We start from the raw sequence: 17,518 nt of genomic DNA on the forward strand, positions 1-17,518 counted from the left end.
TATTTGAAAGCGATTACGCATAAAACGCGGCGAAAGAAGTGCTTCCTTGTTATAGGCTGGATCTATATTCAAGGAGGCGATATACGTGGGTAACAAGAAACGTTATGTATTGGTCGGAACGGGCGGTCGTGCCGAATTTTTCTATGGTGCTTTGACCCGGGATTTCAGTGAAACTTCCGAGCTTGTCGGCTTTTGTGATATCAATCAGGTGCGTATGGATTATGCCAATAAGCTGCTGCAGGAAAAATATAACTATGCTGAGGTGCCTACCTACCTGGCAGACCAGTTTGACCAGATGATTGAGAACGAGAAGCCGGACTATGTTATTGTTACCAGCGTGGACCGGACTCACCATAAGTATATTATTCGTGCCATGGAACTGGGCTGTGATGTCGTTACTGAGAAACCGATGACCACAAATGAGGAGAAATGTCAGGACATTCTGGACGCCGTGAAGCGCACCGGACGGAACGTACGGGTAACATTTAATTATCGCTATGCACCGCATCACACCAAAATACGCGAGCTTATTCTGAATGATACTATTGGCAAAGTCACTTCCGTGCACTTCGAATGGCTGCTGAACACACGTCACGGCGCGGATTATTTCCGCCGCTGGCATCGGGACAAGCGCAACAGCGGCGGTTTGCTGGTACACAAATCCACGCATCACTTCGATCTGGTGAACTTCTGGATTGGATCACAACCAGACACCGTATTCGCTTTTGGGGATCTGATGTTTTACGGTAGGGAAAATGCCGAGGATCGCGGCGTTACTCAATTTTACAACCGTGCTACAGGCAATCCGCTCGCACAGGAAGATCCGTTTGCCCTGCACCTGGATTCCGATCCGCATCTAAAATCGATGTATCTGGATGCCGAGACCGAAGACGGATACCAGCGTGATCAGAGTGTGTTCGGGGACGGCATCAATATCGAAGATACGATGGGTGTACTTGTGAAGTACCGGAACAAAGCCATCCTGACCTATTCCCTGGTCGCTTATCAGCCTTGGGAGGGGTATCGCATCGCGATCAACGGTACCAAAGGCCGCATCGAGATGAATATTATCGAGCAGTCTTACGTGAACTCACTGGGTGACAAGAGCAAGGAAGGCGCCCTTATTGGCAAAACGCTGCGTGTACTTCCCATGTTTGGCGCACCTTATGAAGTGGAAGTGGAAGAAAAGGAAGGTGGTCACGGCGGAGGCGACCCGGTGCTGCTGAACGATCTGTTCGGCGAACCAGCTGAGGACCCCTTCCATCGTGCAGCGGATCATGTGGACGGAGCCCGTTCTATTCTGACAGGTATTGCAGCCAATCGTGCCATTGCAACCGGTCTTCCGGTTAAGGTAGATACGCTGGTCCAGTTCTAAATTTTGCTTTTCACCTTCTCAATTCGGTAGATGGATTCTGTTCTGAATTCGCTGCACGCCGCAAAGCACGACATAAAAAAGGCATAAGCTCTGAGACCTGAAATCTCTGATCTTATGCCTTTCCTGGTTTTCTGTCGATTGTACGTTTCTTTCTGTCGATTGTACGTTTCATATCGTTTCAAACTCGCGTAACATGGGCGGCCAAGTATTCACCTTCCGCCCTGCCCCGTTCATATACTAGGTATAAATGACGAACGGAGGATGACTTATGAGCTGGCAGCATCTTCGCACAGGTAAAACACTCCAGCAGCGCTTGGCCCAATTCCAGGGACATCTCGCTGAGCTTAACACCCCGCGTACCGGTTTGGAGCCAGGACGCATCCGAAAGGTGTTCCCCCGTAATTTTGTTAAAATCAATCATCAATTATTCATTCCACTCAGCCTGAATTCCATTAGAGTATTCAACGTTCCACGAACACAGCGGGGCATCCGGGTCGGCATTCGCACAACATTCCCTTCCCGAAATGCATTCAAGAGTATCAGACTGGTTGGTGTTGGAATTGATTATATTGAACTGCAGGGCAAAGGTAGAGTTCCCTCGCGAATTCTGTTTCCACTCTCCAGTGTGGAGTCGATCTACCGGCCTCGCAAGAAAAGTTACAAGCTGAAACGTCGCTGTGCCCGCCGCTATTAGTTGAAGCCAAAGTGAAAGCGGTGAGAAACGATGGTCTCTGCTTCTCACCGCGAGCCTGCCCCTGCTCCCCGTACAATCTGCCGATGAAGAGGCCTAAGCGCCTGCTTCATGATGCTTTACTTTAAGTTCGGCAGAATACAGTGCAGATATCCCAGCAGCGATCACAAGAACTGTCCGAGTTAAACGCCTGTCCAGACATCTTTGGCATAACGTCCCTGCTCCTGAAGCTGGTTAAGCCAAACATCCGCTTCTTGGGCAGTTTTACTCTGAATATCTGCATAAGCCTGCTTCAGTACGGCTTCTACATCCGGTGCCATTTTACTTCCATCTCCGCAAATGTACAGATGTGCCCCGTTTTCCAGCAGAGGAATCAACAGCTGCGCATCTTCTTTTATCCGATGCTGAACATAACACTTCTCTTTCCCTTGAATTCGGGAGAACGCCGTATGAAGCTGTACAAGCCCCTCCTCTTGGGCGGCTTCAAGCTCGTTTTTGTACAGATAATCATGCTCGGGATTGCGGCATCCAAAGTACAGATGAGCTTCGCCAACCTGTTCGCCCTGCTGCTTCATCACATGTCTCGCCTGCAGGAAACCGCGGAACGGCGCCACGCCTGTTCCGGGACCCACCATAATGATCGGCACTTCTGGACGATCGGGCAGCTGGAAACCGGATTCCGGTGTGCGAACAAACATCACGACTTCGTTACCAGGTTTCAGCCCGGACAGATAATTGGATGCAATACCTTTGTAGATTCCGTGTCCGCTCCATGCAGGCGCCTCTACTACACTTACCGTAATGCTCGCTTGTGCTGCCTGCACCCTAGGTGAACTGGAGATGGAGTAGTATCTCGCCTTCAATGAAGGCAGCAGTTCAAGGAAACGTTCAAATGGCAGTTCACATGCTTCGTATTTCTCCAGGTAGTCCAGCATGGATATCCGTTTACTGCGCACTTCCTTCATATATACCGCTTCATCCAGAAGCGCCTCAAGTTCCTTCTTATGCGGAGGGCATACCGTATATGCAGCAAGCTCTCTCAGCTGCGCACGGGTCGCAGCTTCCTGCAGCTCCACGCTGTGGCTGAGCAGGTCATACAGATTAACAGGCCGCTGCAGCGGAAGGTGAGCCGCACTTCGGCCTGATGTATCCAGTACCAGATGCTCCGTCCCGGTGAATCCATAGCGGTGAAGTACACGCTCCACAAGCTCTGGCGGATTTTGCGGCAGTACGCCCAGATGGTCGCCTTCCCGGTACGTGATACCATCAGGCAGTTTGATCTCCAGATGCCTTGTACTGCGTTCACTGCCTTCGTCATGAAGCTCCCGATTCTCCAGCACTTCAGCAGCATGCGCATCGTACGTTTCGACTAGCGGAGTCACAGCCATTCCGCTCACAAACTGTACAGACAAGGCGCTGCGTTCATTCGTTGAGCCCGTATGCAGCTTCAGTTCCAGCGTCCGCGCCAGATCCGGCCACAGCTGTTCGGTCCAATCCTCCACCTGCTTCTCGAAATCACCACTGGCATCCGATTCACCGAGGGATGACAGCCGCTCTGCCCCCCTTGAGGAGAGCTGTTCATCAATTAAACGCGGAATGCGCTGATACGTGCTGGCCCAGTTGTGATCACCACATCCAAGTACGGTGTATTTCACTCCATTAAACTCGTCTGCATCTGCATGCTGAATCCATTCCACGAATGCTTTGGCGTTGCTTGGCGGCTGACCATTATAGGATGCACTGACAATGACGACAGCTCCCTCCTTGGGCAGCCTGCCTACGCGATCATCCAATGCAGCAACTTCACTGCGAAAACCTTGGGCTTTTGCTGTATCAGCAATTTCACGGGCGATGCCTTCTGCCGTGCCCAGATTGGAGCCATACAGAACAAGCATCGGTGTATCATGTGCATCTACACTTTCCTGCTCACTCTTCTTCACGGCAGCAGGCGGCTCCTGAACGGCGATACCAGGCACAGCCATCACAGGCTGACCTCCGCGTGCGCGTACTTGAATGATAAATTGATCAGGTTTGAGTGTCAGGGTTTCCTTCACCTTCAACTGATAATTCGTATGGTCAATAAAATCAAAGTGTTTCAAAACCATGCCCAGCACCAGAGTGGCTTCCTGAAGAGCAAACTGCTGACCGATACATGCACGCTGACCGTTACCGAACGGTTTATAAGCGTTATGCGGTACTTTGCTTGGATCTTCGAACCGCTCAGGCCGGAATTCCTCAACGTCCTCGCCCCATGCCTCGCGGTCACGGTGAAGCTTGGGAATGAGCACGCTGACACTATCCCCTTTCTGAAGCGGATACTGACCACCAAGCATCGTATCTTCTTTCGCATATAAGGAGAATGCTGGCGCTGTAGGCCATAAACGCAGCGCTTCATTCAGCACCATACGTATATATTTCAAACGGCGAACCTGATTGTACGATGGCACCGGATCTTTCAGAATCTCATCGGCTTCCGCTTGAGCCTTTGCGAGTTTATCCGGATTTTTCATCAGATAGTATACCGCGAACGATAATAAACCACTTGTCGTCTCATGCCCGGCAATCAGGAATGTAATAATCTGATATCGGATGTTCTCGTCATCAAGAGTTTCGCCCGTTTCCGGATCTTTGCCGGTGAGCATATGAGAGAGCAGATCATCTGCCCCTTCCTGAGGCTGGGCTTTACGCTCTGCAATAATATGATCAACCAGGGAGAACATCGAACGAATGTCCTGCTCAAATTGTTTCTTTTTGCTGATCATCAATTTGTCCTGCAGCCGCAGGCGCTGTAAGGAACTCATCGATTCATCCAGCGCCCGGACCATGCTCGTAATAAACGGATGCGGTTCTTCCCGGTAGAAGCTGTTAAAACGGTAGTTGAATCCGCATAGACCAATGGTATCCAGCGTCAGACGAGTCATATCGTCCGGTACATTTACTGTTTCGTCGGGATTAAGTCTGGACCATTTCTGAACGAGCTGCACCGCAAGGTCCACCATCATGTTATGATACCCCTGCATCGCACGCTGGCTGAAGCTTGGGAGCAGCACATTATGCGCCTTTTTCCAGTTCGGCTCATCGGTCCAACTTGTAAAGAGACCATCCCCGGCAAAAGCACGTACCTTCGCAAGTGGTGCCCATACTCTTTTATCAAATTTAGACTCGTCTGTAACTTCGGCAACATACTTTTCATTTGAGATATAAAGCTCGCTTCTTCCCGGGTAATCCATTCGGAAAATAGGTCCATATTCGTCGGCCAACTTCACAAGGGATTGGGTCGGTTCATCAAAATTCAAATGCGGCAGATTGCCTAATGGACCGTACGTTTTGGGCTGAGGTACTGAAACAGGTGGCATGGTTCCTCACTCCTTCTTTTTTCTCAAAATGTAAAAATGTAAATCATGACTTCTGCAGCATGTCAGCTGGTTCGCATCTAAGCTCGCTTGCAAATTCCCCTTCGGCTCGCTTCATCGTATGTTGACTCGGGCTTCATCCAACCCCGGCTTCAACGATGTGTGTACATATGCCATACCCAAAACCGACTGACCACAATCGTAATCCGGTCAATCTTAAGCAAAAAAAATGGGTTTTTCTCTTTGTCTATCTTTACCATATCATTTCCAGTTCCAATCTTCAACTGTCCTAAAGTCATAGGACCTCGAACCGGATGTCCCCACCTCCTGACCAAATAAAACTGCCCTCAGCGAAAAACGACGCTTAAAGGACAGTTCTGTGTTTACCGTTTTTCTCTTAGCTTGAGACGGGTAACCTAACCTACAATTACACCGTAGACCACGCCCGGGCCATGGACTCCAATCGTGAGATCATTCTCAATATCGGAGGAACGGCTGGGACCTGAAATAAAATGAATACCGGCTGGGAGCTGTTCTCTTCCCGCTTCGTCAAAACGGTGCAGCGTTTCACCCAATCGGGTGTGCAGCCGCTCCACCGGGATAATCAGGACCAGCACGGTTGGCAGCAGGCTGACCGAACGTCCTTTCTCCGGGGAAGAAAGGACAGTCACCGAGCCTGTATAAGCTGTGGCATAATCCGCCATCACAATCCCGATATCCGCTTCAGCTGCTCGTGCTTTCCAGTCCACTTCGGGAGCACTATTCCAGACGGAAATCTGTACATCAGGAAGCTGTTCCTCAAGTCCCAGATCGTTTAAAACCTGCTCATTCTGGCGTATCAGATATTTGGCACTTAATTCATGCGCTTTATTGGTAATGAACTGAGCGGCTTCTCCCAAATCCTGCACCCTTACAATATGAGCACCTACACTGACAAAGTTATCGGTAAAGGCCTGAATTCGCTGCTCTTCGTCCCATTCCAGCTCATGCCAGAAATCAGGGGCACCGCGAAAAACATGAGTTGGAGCATGGCGCAGTCTAGGTCGCTGCAGTTTGGCAGCGATATCGTCCATGAACTTCTCCTGTCTGCGCCGTGACTTCTCTTCCATGGCTGCAAGCCACTGCTGATGTTCACTTCCCATGCTTCAAGCCTCCCTTCTCGCGGTTACGAATAAGCTGCTGCATACGCTCACGTACTGCAGCATCCATCACGGTATGCTGCCCATTCAACTCCTGATCCAGACCGTCCCACTGCTGACGGAACGATTTTTTGGCAAGACTTGGAGCGACTCTGTACGAATTCCAGCCTTTTAGCGGGCCGAGCTTTAACGAGATGCCATTGTTCCTCACAACGGCCTTTTGTCCAATCTGTCCAAGCCGAATGGCAGCAGCAAAACGCCTGGAGTTTGCCGCAACCGCTGCAAAACCTTTCATACCAATCGTTTCGAGTTTACTCCCATGCCCTTCTTCCACTTTACGCCTGCGCAAATATACAAGCATGTCATGCAGTGGAATTTTGACAGGACACGCTTCATAACAGGCACCGCAGAGACTCGAAGCGCTTGCGATATCATTCCATTCATCAATATTGCCGTTTAATGCAGGTGTCAGCACCGCTCCGATCGGACCACTGTAAGTTCCGCCGTACGCGTGACCCCCGATATGCCGGTATACTGGACACGCGTTGAGGCATGCTCCGCAGCGAATACAGTTCAGCAGTTCCTGGAACTCGGGATCACCGAGCTGTAGTGACCTGCCATTGTCTACGATTATGATGTGCATCTCATCCGGTCCATCCGCGTCTGCCGAGCGGCGAGGACCTGTAATACCCGACATGTACATCGTGAGTTTTTGTCCGGTGGCTGAACGGGGCAGCAGCGTTGCCATGACTTCGAGGTCAGACCAGGATGGAATGATGCGCTCCATACCCATCAAGGTAATCTGCGTTCTCGGCACGGTAGATACCATACGGGCATTGCCTTCATTTTCAAATAAAACCATCGAACCCGTCTCGGCAATGGCAAAATTGCAGCCGGTCAAACCAATATCAGCCTCCAGAAATTTCTCACGCAGCTTCCTGCGCACAAATCCGGCCAGCACGGTCGTATCGGGCTCCAGCATCTCTCCGGCTTCCTTGGATAACAGTTCAGTAATCTGATATCTGTTCTTGTGAATCGCCGGAATAACGATGTGGGATGGTGCTTCACCCGCAAGCTGTATGATATATTCACCAAGATCCGTCTCTATCGTTTCAATACCTGCCGTTTCCAGCACATGGTTCAGATGTACCTCTTCCGACACCATAGATTTGGATTTGACTACGCTTGAAGCCTGTTTATGCATAGCGATATCAAGCGCAATCGACGCCGCTTCCGCTGAAGTATCAGCGAAATGAATGTGTACACCGTTTGCACGGGCATGGTTTACAAATTCATTCAAATAATAATCCAGATGTGCAATCGTGTGCAGCCGAATCTGTCGCCCACGCTCCCGCCACTCTTCCCAATTCCCATGCTCTTCCGAGGCTGTCTTCTTGCCATTCCGCAGACGTTCTGTCGTGAATTTCACAGCTTTACGCAAAAAATCATCATTTAGTGCCAAACCCGCTCGGGATTTGACCGTTTCATTCATAACTCCAGGTTGACTCATCCTGTCTGCACCCCCTCATATAACAGTTCGGCCAGATGCATCACCCGCACAGGTTCGTTTCTATACCGCAGATTACCTGCAATATTCATCAGACAGGCCATATCCAGCCCAACGAGCACCTCGGCCTGCGTTTCTTTGACATGATCTACCTTCTCAGTCACCATAGCTCCGGAGATCTCGGACATTTTGATGGCGAATGTTCCTCCAAACCCGCAGCAGTCCTCGGCATGAGGCAGCGGAACCAGTTCCAGCCCTTTGACTTGGGACAGCAAAGCCAGCGGTTCATCCTTAACCCCAAGCAGACGGCTGCCGTGGCAGGAAGGGTGGTACGTTACTTTATGTGGAAAATGTGCACCAACGTCGGTTACTCCGAGCACCTGCACCAGAAATTGCGTGAATTCGTAAGCTTTGGCTTCCAGCTGTTTCGCTTTTTCCAACCATTCCGGCTCATCTGCAAACAGTTCGGGATAATGATGAATCATATACGTGCAAGAGCCTGATGGACAGACTACAAAATCACTGTCATCAAACGCCTGCAATATCGTTTTGGCTGCTGTTCGCGTCTCATCCCAGTACCCGCTGTTGTAGGAGGGCTGACCACAGCAGGTCTGCACCTGCGGAAATTCCAGCCGAACCCCGTGAGCGGCCAGCAATCGGACCATCGCCTCCCCCACTCGGGGATAGATCGCATCACTCAGGCAGGTTATAAACAAGGAGACTTTCATGATTACACGCTCCCTCAATTTAACATTGTATTTCTTCATGTTCTTCTCATGTAAAAATCTGTTCACTACTCCATCAATATCTGCACATTCATCGCTTTTCTTATCTCCAATGGCTCGCTGCAGGCCGGCCTCCACTCTTTATCAAACCCGATGAACCCGCAGACCATAAGTTCCGCATAACGAACGCTGCTCTTCATTCAATGGCTGATCCGTAATCATGGTGTGCACGGCATCCAGCCCCGTCACACGAGCGAAAGCCCGAATGCCGAATTTGCTCGCATCCGCCAGCAGGATAACCTGATCCGCTATCCCGACCATCTTCTGTTTCAATCTTGCCTGCAGTTCATTCGATTCACTGATACCGCCGCTTTCCAGATGTACACCTTTGCACGACAAGAACAGTTTGTCGACATGGTACGTCTCTAGAGAACGCTCCGCCAGCGGGCCCACAAAGGATAACGAACGGGCTGCCAGCAGTCCTCCGGTGGAGATGACCTCAATTTTGTCCCGGCTGCTCAGCTGTGCAGCGACCTGAATCGAGTTGGTTAATACGGTAAGCGGGATATCCGGCATGTTTGCCGCCATATAACCTGCTGTTGTGCTGGCATCCAGCAAAATACGGTCTCCTGCTTCGATCAGCGCCAAGGCCGCATCAGCAATTCGTTTCTTCTCTAATGTCTGCGCTGTCTCCCTAATCTGGTAGGGGATTTCCGGCTGATCTTCCTTCACACTGACGGCTCCGCCGTGTGATCTGCGGAGCCGTCCAGCCTGCTCCAGTCGATCCAGATCCCGGCGGATCGTCTCCTCGGTTACCCGGCAGCGCTCACTAAGCTCGGATACACGCATGCTGCCTTTGATATTCACCAGTTCTACAATCCGGTCATATCGTTCTGCCGCGAGCATGTTTACACCCCGCTTCCGGTTTCTGAATCTGGCGGCACAGCTGTTATCTGCATAAATCGTTCATAAGCTTCTGTCCAGTCTGCTCTAAGCTGCGGCTCATATTCCGTAATCGGAAAGGATGAGCGTATGGCGCTGCGTGCCTCCCAGATATCTTTGAACGCACCGCTCGCGATCCACTGCACAGCCATATTTCCGATGGCACTTCCTTCCGCAGGTCCAGCCCATACCGGCTTACCAATTGAATTGGCTGTCCATTGACATAAAAGCTGGTTCTGAATGCCCCCTCCTACCATATGCAGACCGCTGAATGACTGGCCTGACAGTTCTTCTGTCCACTCCAGAACGCTGCGATATTTCAAGGCAAGACTCTCCAGAATTGCACGGGCCGCACTGCCCTGGTCCTCAGGTTCACGCTGTCCTGTCTTGCGGCAGTATTGGCGGATGCGATCTGTCATATCGCCCGCAGGCAGAAACAACTCATCATCCGGATCGAACAGGCTGGCAAACGGCGGCGCCGTTTCAACCTTCGCCAGCAAAGCTGCATAGCTGATCCCTTGTCCTTCGCGCTCCCACTGCCGCATGCATTCCTGCAGAATCCAGAGGCCCATAATGTTCTTGAGCAGACGATACGTGCCTCCTGCACCGCCTTCATTAGTAAAGTTCAGCGCCAGGCTCTTCGCATTGATAACAGGCTGATCCAGCTCGGTTCCCATCAGGGACCATGTTCCGCAGCTTAGATAAGCAAACGATCGCTCCGCTGCCGGAACCGCTACCACAGCCGATGCGGTGTCATGCTCCGCTACAGCAATCACCGGAATGGGTGCAAGACCGAATTCATTACGTATGCTGCCGCGCAGCTGCCCTGCAGTCGTTCCCGGCATCACGACTTCTCCGAACCATTGGTCAGAGATACCGATATGCGCGAGCAGCTCATGATCCCAATGCCCCAACACCGGATTGTATAATTGTGTGGTTGTCGCATTTGTGAACTCATTCACTGCTTCTCCAGTTAGAAAATATCGAAGCAGATCGGGAATCATAAGGAATCGCTGAGCCTCACGCAGTAACGGAAAAGCACTGCGCTTAAGCGCAGCCAGCTGATACAGCGTGTTAAAAGGGAGAAATTGGATGCCTGTACGTTCAAAGATATGTTTTGCAGATAACTCCCGTAAGATCGTATCCATCATGCCGCTGAACTGTGTATCGCGATAATGATATGGATTGCCAAGCAGTTCACCGTGGCCGCTAAGCAGACCAAAATCAACACCCCAGGAATCAATTCCCAGACTCTCCGGCACTTCTCCCTGTTGTTTTACGAGGACTAATCCCTGAAGCACTTCATGATGCAGCCGCAAAATATCCCAGTGCATCCGCTCACCGATCTTGACCGGCTCGTTCTTAAACCGATGAATTTCACGGGTTTCTATCCCCCGATCATTCAGATGTCCAAGGATGGCTCTTCCGCTCCCCGCACCCAAATCATAAGCCAGCACACTCACTGCTTTCCCCACCTTTTCCACAAGTTATCGTGTTTCAACCTCACCCAAAACCAACCCGACCGGGATCTTAACGTGCAGCTTCACTTTTATCTTCACTTGGATGTTTACTTTTATCTTTATTTCATTCTTCAAATTCTCTTTGTTTACATTTGTTTAATACTGTTTATTTTTATTTTTAAAGTATATCACTATTGTAAGCGTTTGAATACCTATAAATTCGGAATCTCATCCCACAGCAAAAAAACGGCTCTCTCCCTTTTCGGGAGGAGCCGCTGCATCCGTTTTATCTGTAGAATTGTTCGCTTTCCGCTCCGGTATATCCGGATTGAGGCTGAATATCCCGCTCGAAGTGTTTGAAGCGTGTCCCTTGATAGGTCAGCATGCCCCGATCTTGTTCCACCAGCATGCCGTACATTTGGCCGCCCACGTTTAATTCCAGACGCTCTCCGTTATCGAATTCAAACGTCGCATAATAACTCGTTCGGGTTCTGCTGTCTCCGCTTCCACCTCTAACCTCTGTTCGCTTCGCAACCACGCTGCAGTGCAGCGTCAATACGGCTGATGCGTTATTGGAGGACCAGGTTCGCACACCCGAGAAGATTGCGTATACGATGCCGCCTGCCACAATCAGAAATATGATGCCGATAAACATAGGGACGAACGTACCCATCGCACCGAACTCATTCAATCCGGAAAAAAAGCCGCTCTGGTTTCCTTCAAATCCCGGCACGCTGCTCAAATCATCCACTCCACCGAATCCGTCCACACTCAGTCGGTTCGCAATTGTGAAGATGCCCGTTAGCGCCATAACTCATCGTTCCTTTCCCACATGCAAAATAACAGTTCACCCTCCCCGTCTAAGGGACGGGGCATGCACTCAGCCCGTCTGCCTTGTCCGTATACTATATGTACCCGTTTACGAATACAGACGTTCAAGTTCGTCGACAAGACTGCCGACGTAAGCGACTGCCGTCCGAATCGGCTCAGGTCCCGACATGTCTACTCCGGCAAGCTTCATCAGTTCCTGCGGTGCAAGACTGCCGCCGGACTTGAGTGCTTCAAGCCAGCGATCTACCGCAGGCTGTCCTTCCTCCCGGATTTTCTGTGCCGCTGCCGTTGAGGCCGTTAAACCTGCTGCATAAGTATACGGGTACAGTCCCATATAATAATGGGGCTGCCGCATCCACGTCAGCTTGGCACCTTCATCTACAACCAGCTCAGGCCCCCAGAATTCCGAGAGAATGGCACCCTTCAGCTCGCTTAACGTCTTAGCCGTGATCGGCTTATCTTCCGAAGCTAGCGTATAAACCCTCCGCTGCAGTTCACCCTCCAGCAGATGTGTTACGAAGTTATGATAATACGTATTCAGCAGCTGCAGAATGACCCAGCGCCGCATTCTTGGATGATCGGAACGCTTCAGCAGATGATCCGCCAGCAGCATCTCATTCATTGTCGAAGGCGCTTCAATAAAGTAGAGGGATGGCCGTGTATTCGTCAGCCGCTGATATTGACCAGCCAGCATAAAGTGGCCTGCATGTCCCACTTCATGGGCCAGCGTAAATGCTCCACGCATGTTATTGGCCCACGAAATCAGAATATAAGAGTGTGCTCCATAGATCGAGGAACAGAATGCGCCGGTGGATTTGCCTGCATTGTCCGCATAATCAACCCAGCGCTCACTAAAGGCACGCTCAACGATCTCTCCATATTCAGGTCCCAGTACTTCCAATGCCTCACGAATCAGCGTGCAGGCTTCATCGTATGTAATGGCCGGACTGAACTCGGGATCAAGCGGGGCCTTGAGATCACAGAACATCAGCTTATCGAGTCCAAGCTCACGCTTTTTCAGCGCTGCCAGCCTGCGCATGTGCGGGGCAAGTTCCTTTTGAATAATATCGAGCACGTGATTGTACATCTCTTTACTGACCTGCTGCGGAGCCAGCAGCATATCTGTTACATCGTCGTATCCCCGAAGACGTGACAGCACCACTTGTTTTTTCACTTCAGCAGCGTACCCTTCGGCAAACGTGTTCTTGTACTTATGCAGCGCTGCATTAAATGAAGCGTAAGCGGAACGGCGCAGTTTGGTGTCGGAAGACATCTCGTAGTTATTCTCGTAAAATGACCATGATAACGGCCGGGATTGATCCTCCCCATCCAGCGCCTCATCAAAAGTCATATCCGCCAGTTTGCCGCGCTGATAGATTCGGTATGGCGAATCCAGCACTTCACTCAGTGAAGCAAGCACTTTCTCGGTTTCAGGCGAGAGCCGATGTGCTTTTTCCTCTAACAGCCTGTCCAGACTGCGTTTGTAGGGTTCCAGACCCGGAAGTTCTTCCAAATACCGCTCGATGGTACCATCCGGCAGCGAAACGATCTCGGAGTTGACAAAAGACAGACGTGAAGACAGGCTCGACAGAATGTCCCCAGCTTTAGATGCATTTTCAATATTGACGGGGTTCGTGCTGTCCTCGGACTGTTTTAAACGTGCATAAGCGGCCGTCCTGCCGATCCGCTCCTGCAGAGCTTCACGGGCATCCAGACAAGCGAGCAATTGCTCGGCATTTTGACCCAGGGTGCCTTTGAATGTCTCGATATCTGCCGCAGCGTCCGGCAAGGATGTCAGTTCCTGTTCCCATTCAGTGTCTGATGCAAACAAATCCCTCAGATCCCAGGTTGCTTCCTCCATGACTTCGGCACGAGTACGTATCTTATCCATCTTAAACGTCATCCTCCCTGCGTTTCCAATATCTCTCATCGTATCATAATCCGCCACTCTATACATGACATCTTCTAATTATGAGACTTTTGGTTTACAAATGCAGAATTCAATCCGGCTTGAAACTAAAAAACGCCAAGCTCTGGCGTGTCCAGCTCACTTGACGTTTCGTTAGATGATTCATTTCGTCTCTTTCCAGATTACATTTTCTCCGTAGTTTTTGCCCCAGTTGTACATTGCGTGCAGCACAGGCATCAGACTCTGACCATGATCTGTCAGCGAATATTCGACCCGGGGCGGCACTTCGGCGTACACCTTGCGCTCCACCAGTTTGTCTTCTTCCAGCTCCCGCAGCTGGTTCGTCAGCATCTTTTGTGTAATATGCGGGATCAGACGTTTCAACTCACTGAATCGTTTCGTGCCTTCAAGACCAAGGTGCCACAGTATAATGAGCTTCCACTTGCCTCCAATCACCGCGAGAGTTAATTCCTTTTCACAGTTGATTTCTTTCAAATTAATACGTTCCTTGACTTCGGACGCCATGGCTCCAAGCCCCCTTTATCTCGTAACTATGGAAGTTGAACTAAAGAGTTACACAGTCCACTCCGCAGACGCAATAACGTGTAAAAGAATCGTTCAACTTCCTAACGTTTATTTTTATTTCTATCTTGAGCCTGATTCCCCATCGGCCAACGTGTGCATGTGATCAAACCCTAATGCATCATTTTACTACAGCATGGACGGAATGCAAAGTTCCTTTACCTTTTTCACAGAAAAGACCGCAATCCCTGCTCACAGCAGAGGACTCCGGTCTACTTCTTCTTATATACAGAGAGGCTTGGTCAGCTCCACGGAGCTACTCCAGGTTCGCATGACGGCTAAACATGTCGGCTCCGGTCATGCCTTTTATCTCCATCATGGTCAGGATCAGAGCATCCATGCTCAGCAGCAAACTCTGCTCAAACAGTGAACCCATGGGCTGTATTGTCACATCTGCTCCGGCATCCGCTGTATCTTCTTTGGCTGAGGCAGGCAGACGAACGACTGCCTGTGCCAGCTGCGCAATCGTAGACTCCGGCTTAATTGTCATTAAGCCTACAGGAGCACCTGCTTGGTTGGCTTTTCGTGCCATCGCCGCAAGGCTGCCTGTCTCCCCCGACCCCGAGCATAACAGCAGGAAATCCGCCGAGCTGATGCCCGGGGTCACGGTTTCACCCACGACGTAGACAGCTAGTCCCATCTGCATCAACCGCATCGCAAATGCTTTTCCCATCAGTCCCGAACGACCCGCTCCAGCTACAAAAATACGTTCTGCTGCCAGCAGTCGCTCTGCCAAGACCTGCATCTCGGCATCGTCGATCTGGCTTAGTGTGCGTTCCAGCTCCTTCAGGATGGCTGCGGTGTATCGTGTGCCGCTCATAAGCTTACCCTTGTTTTACAAGGCGCTGCATTTCAGATGCCACAGCTGCTTTATCTGCTTGTCCTGTGATGCCACCGCCAACAATAACAAGATCAGGCTGTGCTTTGATTACTTCTGGCAGTGTGTCCAATTTGATGCCGCCAGCGACAGCGGTTTTTGCATTTTTCACCGCGCCTTTGATGGTTTGCAGGTCTTCGAACGGGCTTTGTCCCACAGCCTGAAGGTCATAACCGGTGTGAACACAGATGTAGTCTACGCCCAGAGCGTCAACTTCGCGCGCCCGCTGTTCCAGGTTTGGCACGTTGATCATGTCCACGAGAACTTCTTTGTTTTGTTTTTTCGCTTCCTCGACTGCACCTTTGATTGTCATATCGTTGCTTGCACCCAGAACGGTAATCAAGTCTGCGCCGGCTTCAGCTGCTTTCATGATTTCATATCCGCCAGCGTCCATAATTTTCAGGTCCGCAAGCACCTGCAGGTTAGGGTAAGCTTCTTTCATTGCTTTTACGGCATGCAGACCTTCATTAATGATAATTGGCGTGCCAATCTCTACGATATCAATGTATGACTCAACCTCTTTAACCAATGCGATACCGTCAGGGATGTTAACTAAATCAAGTGCGAGCTGTAATTTCATGTTTTATGTCTCCTTTGTTGTTCAAGTATAAGTAAATGATTTTGAATTAAAATATTTCTGCTGCTGCAGCAGCCAATCCTCTGCGTTTTGGATGGTACGACGCTGTATTGCGGCTGCTAGTTCATTGTAGAGCCTGACTATCTATTCAGGAAGTACGCACTTTCAAGTGAGGTAGTTACTTGGGAGAAACTAATGATACTTATTCGTTGTTATAAGAATCATTTAACACTTACAGTTTTGTTCAACTCCCTTAAAATCCAGGCACTCGTGTTCATACATGAGGTTAACCTGAGATTGCCCCGTTCGGATCTTCCTTGAAAAATAAATAAAAAAAGAAAACCCCGCCTTAACAGGCAGGGTCCCTGATCTATACTTATACTGACATGAACAGTACAAAGCAGCTTATTCCATAAACCAATTACAGATATACTGGTTTCACACATACCGGTTTGGATACACCTGTACTATGACCTGTGTATTTCAAGCGTCCGCTTTCCTGATCTACGGTGAAGGTAACCATACTGTTCGTATCACGGTTAGCTGCGATCAGCATTTTACCATTCGGTGTCAATGCAAAATGACGCGGGTGCTGTCCTTCCGCGGAGACATGCTCCACCAGTGACAGCGTACCTTTGTCAGCATCTACAGCAAATACTACGATGCTGTCGTGTCCACGGTTGGAACCATACACAAAGCGACCATCATTGGAAACGGTAATCTCCGCAGTTGTGTTCTCGCTGCCTTCATAACCGTCAGGCAGAGTAGATACATTCGAGATTTCAGTGAGCGTGCCCGCTGCCGCATCGTATTTGTACGTTGTGATGGACGAATCTACTTCGTTGATCACGTATGCAAATTGACCATTCGGATGGAACGTCAAATGACGCGGGCCTGCGCCTGGATGAGTCTTCGTTTCACTATGAAGCACCAATTCATTTTTGTCTGTGTTAAGGATGTAAATCGCAATTTTGTCTGCACCGAGATCCTGTACCATCATATATTTGCCGTCCGGGCTGAAGAAGGCAGAGTGCACATGCGGCTTGTCCTGACGTTCAGGATGCGCCCCGTGACCTTCATGTTTCTTCTCGTCCAGCAGCGCTCCAACCTCACCATTGTCCGTGAGAGCCTGGAGTCCTACCAATCCACCGTGATAGCTGGACAGGATCAAATATTTACCGGAAGGGTCACGCTGAATGTGACATGGCGGAGCAGAGATCGAATCCTTACGGTTAAGCAGTGTCAATTTTCCTGTGGAAGGGTCCACGCTCAGAGCCACCGCTTCCGACATTTTACTGCCTTCGGCAGACGCCGTTTCACCAATCGCATACAGTTTGTTTGCTTCTGCGTCCACATTCACAAACGTCGGGTTTTTCACTCCTGCAATGCCGTCCAGCTTCGCCAGACTGCCTGTATCCTCATTTAATTCATATGCGTAAATGCCCTCATTTTCAGCTTCGGCATAAGAGCCGACCAAGACGAGCAAGCGTTTTGATTCACTCATTACAGTTTCCTCCTCTATGTGTATGTAGTCTCGCTGTACCTCTTCT

At 50.2% G+C, this 17,518-nt stretch carries 14 protein-coding genes; 2 read left to right on the forward strand and 12 right to left on the reverse strand.

Translation table 11 applies throughout. From position 1 onward, the window contains the following. Positions 1-85: 85 nt before the first annotated feature. Both ABXS70_RS13750 and ABXS70_RS13755 read left to right on the forward strand, forming a co-directional pair. The gene (locus tag ABXS70_RS13750) at positions 86-1,375 is read left to right on the forward strand and encodes a Gfo/Idh/MocA family oxidoreductase (RefSeq protein WP_342555705.1); all 1,290 of its coding nucleotides are present in this window, start codon (positions 86-88) and stop codon (positions 1,373-1,375) included. Positions 1,376-1,643: 268 nt separating this feature from the next. After that, positions 1,644-2,069 carry a hypothetical protein gene (locus ABXS70_RS13755; RefSeq protein WP_342555704.1) on the forward strand — a complete coding sequence of 142 codons (426 nt, stop codon included), beginning with the start codon at positions 1,644-1,646 and terminating at the stop codon, positions 2,067-2,069. 179 nt (positions 2,070-2,248) lie between these two features. Here ABXS70_RS13755 and ABXS70_RS13760 read toward each other — a convergent pair whose 3' ends face one another. The 12 genes from ABXS70_RS13760 to ABXS70_RS13815 all read right to left on the reverse strand — a co-directional run bounded on the left by ABXS70_RS13760 (position 2,249) and on the right by ABXS70_RS13815 (position 17,472). Then, entirely contained in the window at positions 2,249-5,422 is a 3,174-nt protein-coding gene (locus ABXS70_RS13760; protein WP_366296349.1) for a bifunctional cytochrome P450/NADPH--P450 reductase, read from the reverse strand. A gap of 413 nt (positions 5,423-5,835) precedes the next feature. After that, a complete protein-coding gene (locus ABXS70_RS13765; protein ID WP_366296351.1) occupies positions 5,836-6,561 on the reverse strand; it encodes an LUD domain-containing protein in 726 nt (241 codons plus the stop codon). Continuing rightward, the gene (locus ABXS70_RS13770) at positions 6,551-8,068 is read right to left on the reverse strand and encodes a LutB/LldF family L-lactate oxidation iron-sulfur protein (RefSeq protein ID WP_366296353.1); all 1,518 of its coding nucleotides are present in this window, start codon (positions 8,066-8,068) and stop codon (positions 6,551-6,553) included. The genes ABXS70_RS13765 and ABXS70_RS13770 overlap by 11 nt, the downstream gene beginning before the upstream one ends. Further along, positions 8,065-8,793: a (Fe-S)-binding protein gene (locus ABXS70_RS13775; protein ID WP_342555700.1), complete on the reverse strand. Its 729-nt coding sequence runs from the start codon at positions 8,791-8,793 to the stop codon at positions 8,065-8,067. Before ABXS70_RS13775 ends, ABXS70_RS13770 begins: the two co-directional genes overlap by 4 nt. 141 nt (positions 8,794-8,934) lie before the next feature. Then, the gene (locus ABXS70_RS13780; RefSeq protein WP_366296355.1) at positions 8,935-9,696 is read right to left on the reverse strand and encodes a DeoR/GlpR family DNA-binding transcription regulator; all 762 of its coding nucleotides are present in this window, start codon (positions 9,694-9,696) and stop codon (positions 8,935-8,937) included. Between the two features lie 2 nt (positions 9,697-9,698). Beyond that, positions 9,699-11,195, reverse strand: a complete 1,497-nt coding sequence (locus ABXS70_RS13785; protein WP_366296357.1) for a rhamnulokinase family protein — start codon at positions 11,193-11,195, stop codon at positions 9,699-9,701. A 283-nt stretch (positions 11,196-11,478) separates the two neighbouring features. Then, on the reverse strand, positions 11,479-12,003 hold the full coding sequence (locus tag ABXS70_RS13790; RefSeq protein ID WP_366296359.1) for a DUF2500 domain-containing protein: 525 nt from the start codon (positions 12,001-12,003) through the stop codon (positions 11,479-11,481). 108 nt (positions 12,004-12,111) lie between these two features. Further along, positions 12,112-13,914 carry an oligoendopeptidase F gene (gene pepF, locus ABXS70_RS13795; protein WP_366296361.1) on the reverse strand — a complete coding sequence of 601 codons (1,803 nt, stop codon included), beginning with the start codon at positions 13,912-13,914 and terminating at the stop codon, positions 12,112-12,114. A 180-nt stretch (positions 13,915-14,094) separates the two neighbouring features. Then, positions 14,095-14,457 carry a helix-turn-helix domain-containing protein gene (locus tag ABXS70_RS13800; RefSeq protein WP_366296363.1) on the reverse strand — a complete coding sequence of 121 codons (363 nt, stop codon included), beginning with the start codon at positions 14,455-14,457 and terminating at the stop codon, positions 14,095-14,097. Between the two features lie 313 nt (positions 14,458-14,770). Continuing rightward, entirely contained in the window at positions 14,771-15,334 is a 564-nt protein-coding gene (gene hxlB, locus ABXS70_RS13805) for a 6-phospho-3-hexuloisomerase (protein ID WP_342555694.1), read from the reverse strand. Between the two features lie 4 nt (positions 15,335-15,338). Then, a complete protein-coding gene (gene hxlA / locus ABXS70_RS13810; RefSeq protein ID WP_111269405.1) occupies positions 15,339-15,971 on the reverse strand; it encodes a 3-hexulose-6-phosphate synthase in 633 nt (210 codons plus the stop codon). A 418-nt stretch (positions 15,972-16,389) separates the two neighbouring features. Next, complete coding sequence (locus tag ABXS70_RS13815) at positions 16,390-17,472, reverse strand: lactonase family protein (protein WP_366296366.1); 1,083 nt, start codon at positions 17,470-17,472, stop codon at positions 16,390-16,392. Positions 17,473-17,518: the final 46 nt, after the last annotated feature.

This window comes from Paenibacillus sp. AN1007, from assembly GCF_040702995.1.
Lineage (GTDB): Bacteria > Bacillota > Bacilli > Paenibacillales > Paenibacillaceae > Paenibacillus.

Coding starts and splice junctions, on each gene's coding strand:
- ABXS70_RS13755 (WP_342555704.1), top strand. CDS start 1,644: ATGAGCTGGCAGCATCTTCGCACAGGTAAAACACTCCAGCAGCGCTTG.
- ABXS70_RS13760 (WP_366296349.1), bottom strand. CDS start 5,422: ATGCCACCTGTTTCAGTACCTCAGCCCAAAACGTACGGTCCATTAGGC.
- ABXS70_RS13765 (WP_366296351.1), bottom strand. CDS start 6,561: ATGGGAAGTGAACATCAGCAGTGGCTTGCAGCCATGGAAGAGAAGTCA.
- ABXS70_RS13770 (WP_366296353.1), bottom strand. CDS start 8,068: ATGAGTCAACCTGGAGTTATGAATGAAACGGTCAAATCCCGAGCGGGT.
- ABXS70_RS13775 (WP_342555700.1), bottom strand. CDS start 8,793: ATGAAAGTCTCCTTGTTTATAACCTGCCTGAGTGATGCGATCTATCCC.
- ABXS70_RS13780 (WP_366296355.1), bottom strand. CDS start 9,696: ATGCTCGCGGCAGAACGATATGACCGGATTGTAGAACTGGTGAATATC.
- ABXS70_RS13790 (WP_366296359.1), bottom strand. CDS start 12,003: ATGGCGCTAACGGGCATCTTCACAATTGCGAACCGACTGAGTGTGGAC.
- pepF (WP_366296361.1), bottom strand. CDS start 13,914: ATGGATAAGATACGTACTCGTGCCGAAGTCATGGAGGAAGCAACCTGG.
- ABXS70_RS13800 (WP_366296363.1), bottom strand. CDS start 14,457: ATGGCGTCCGAAGTCAAGGAACGTATTAATTTGAAAGAAATCAACTGT.
- hxlB (WP_342555694.1), bottom strand. CDS start 15,334: ATGAGCGGCACACGATACACCGCAGCCATCCTGAAGGAGCTGGAACGC.
- hxlA (WP_111269405.1), bottom strand. CDS start 15,971: ATGAAATTACAGCTCGCACTTGATTTAGTTAACATCCCTGACGGTATC.
- ABXS70_RS13815 (WP_366296366.1), bottom strand. CDS start 17,472: ATGAGTGAATCAAAACGCTTGCTCGTCTTGGTCGGCTCTTATGCCGAA.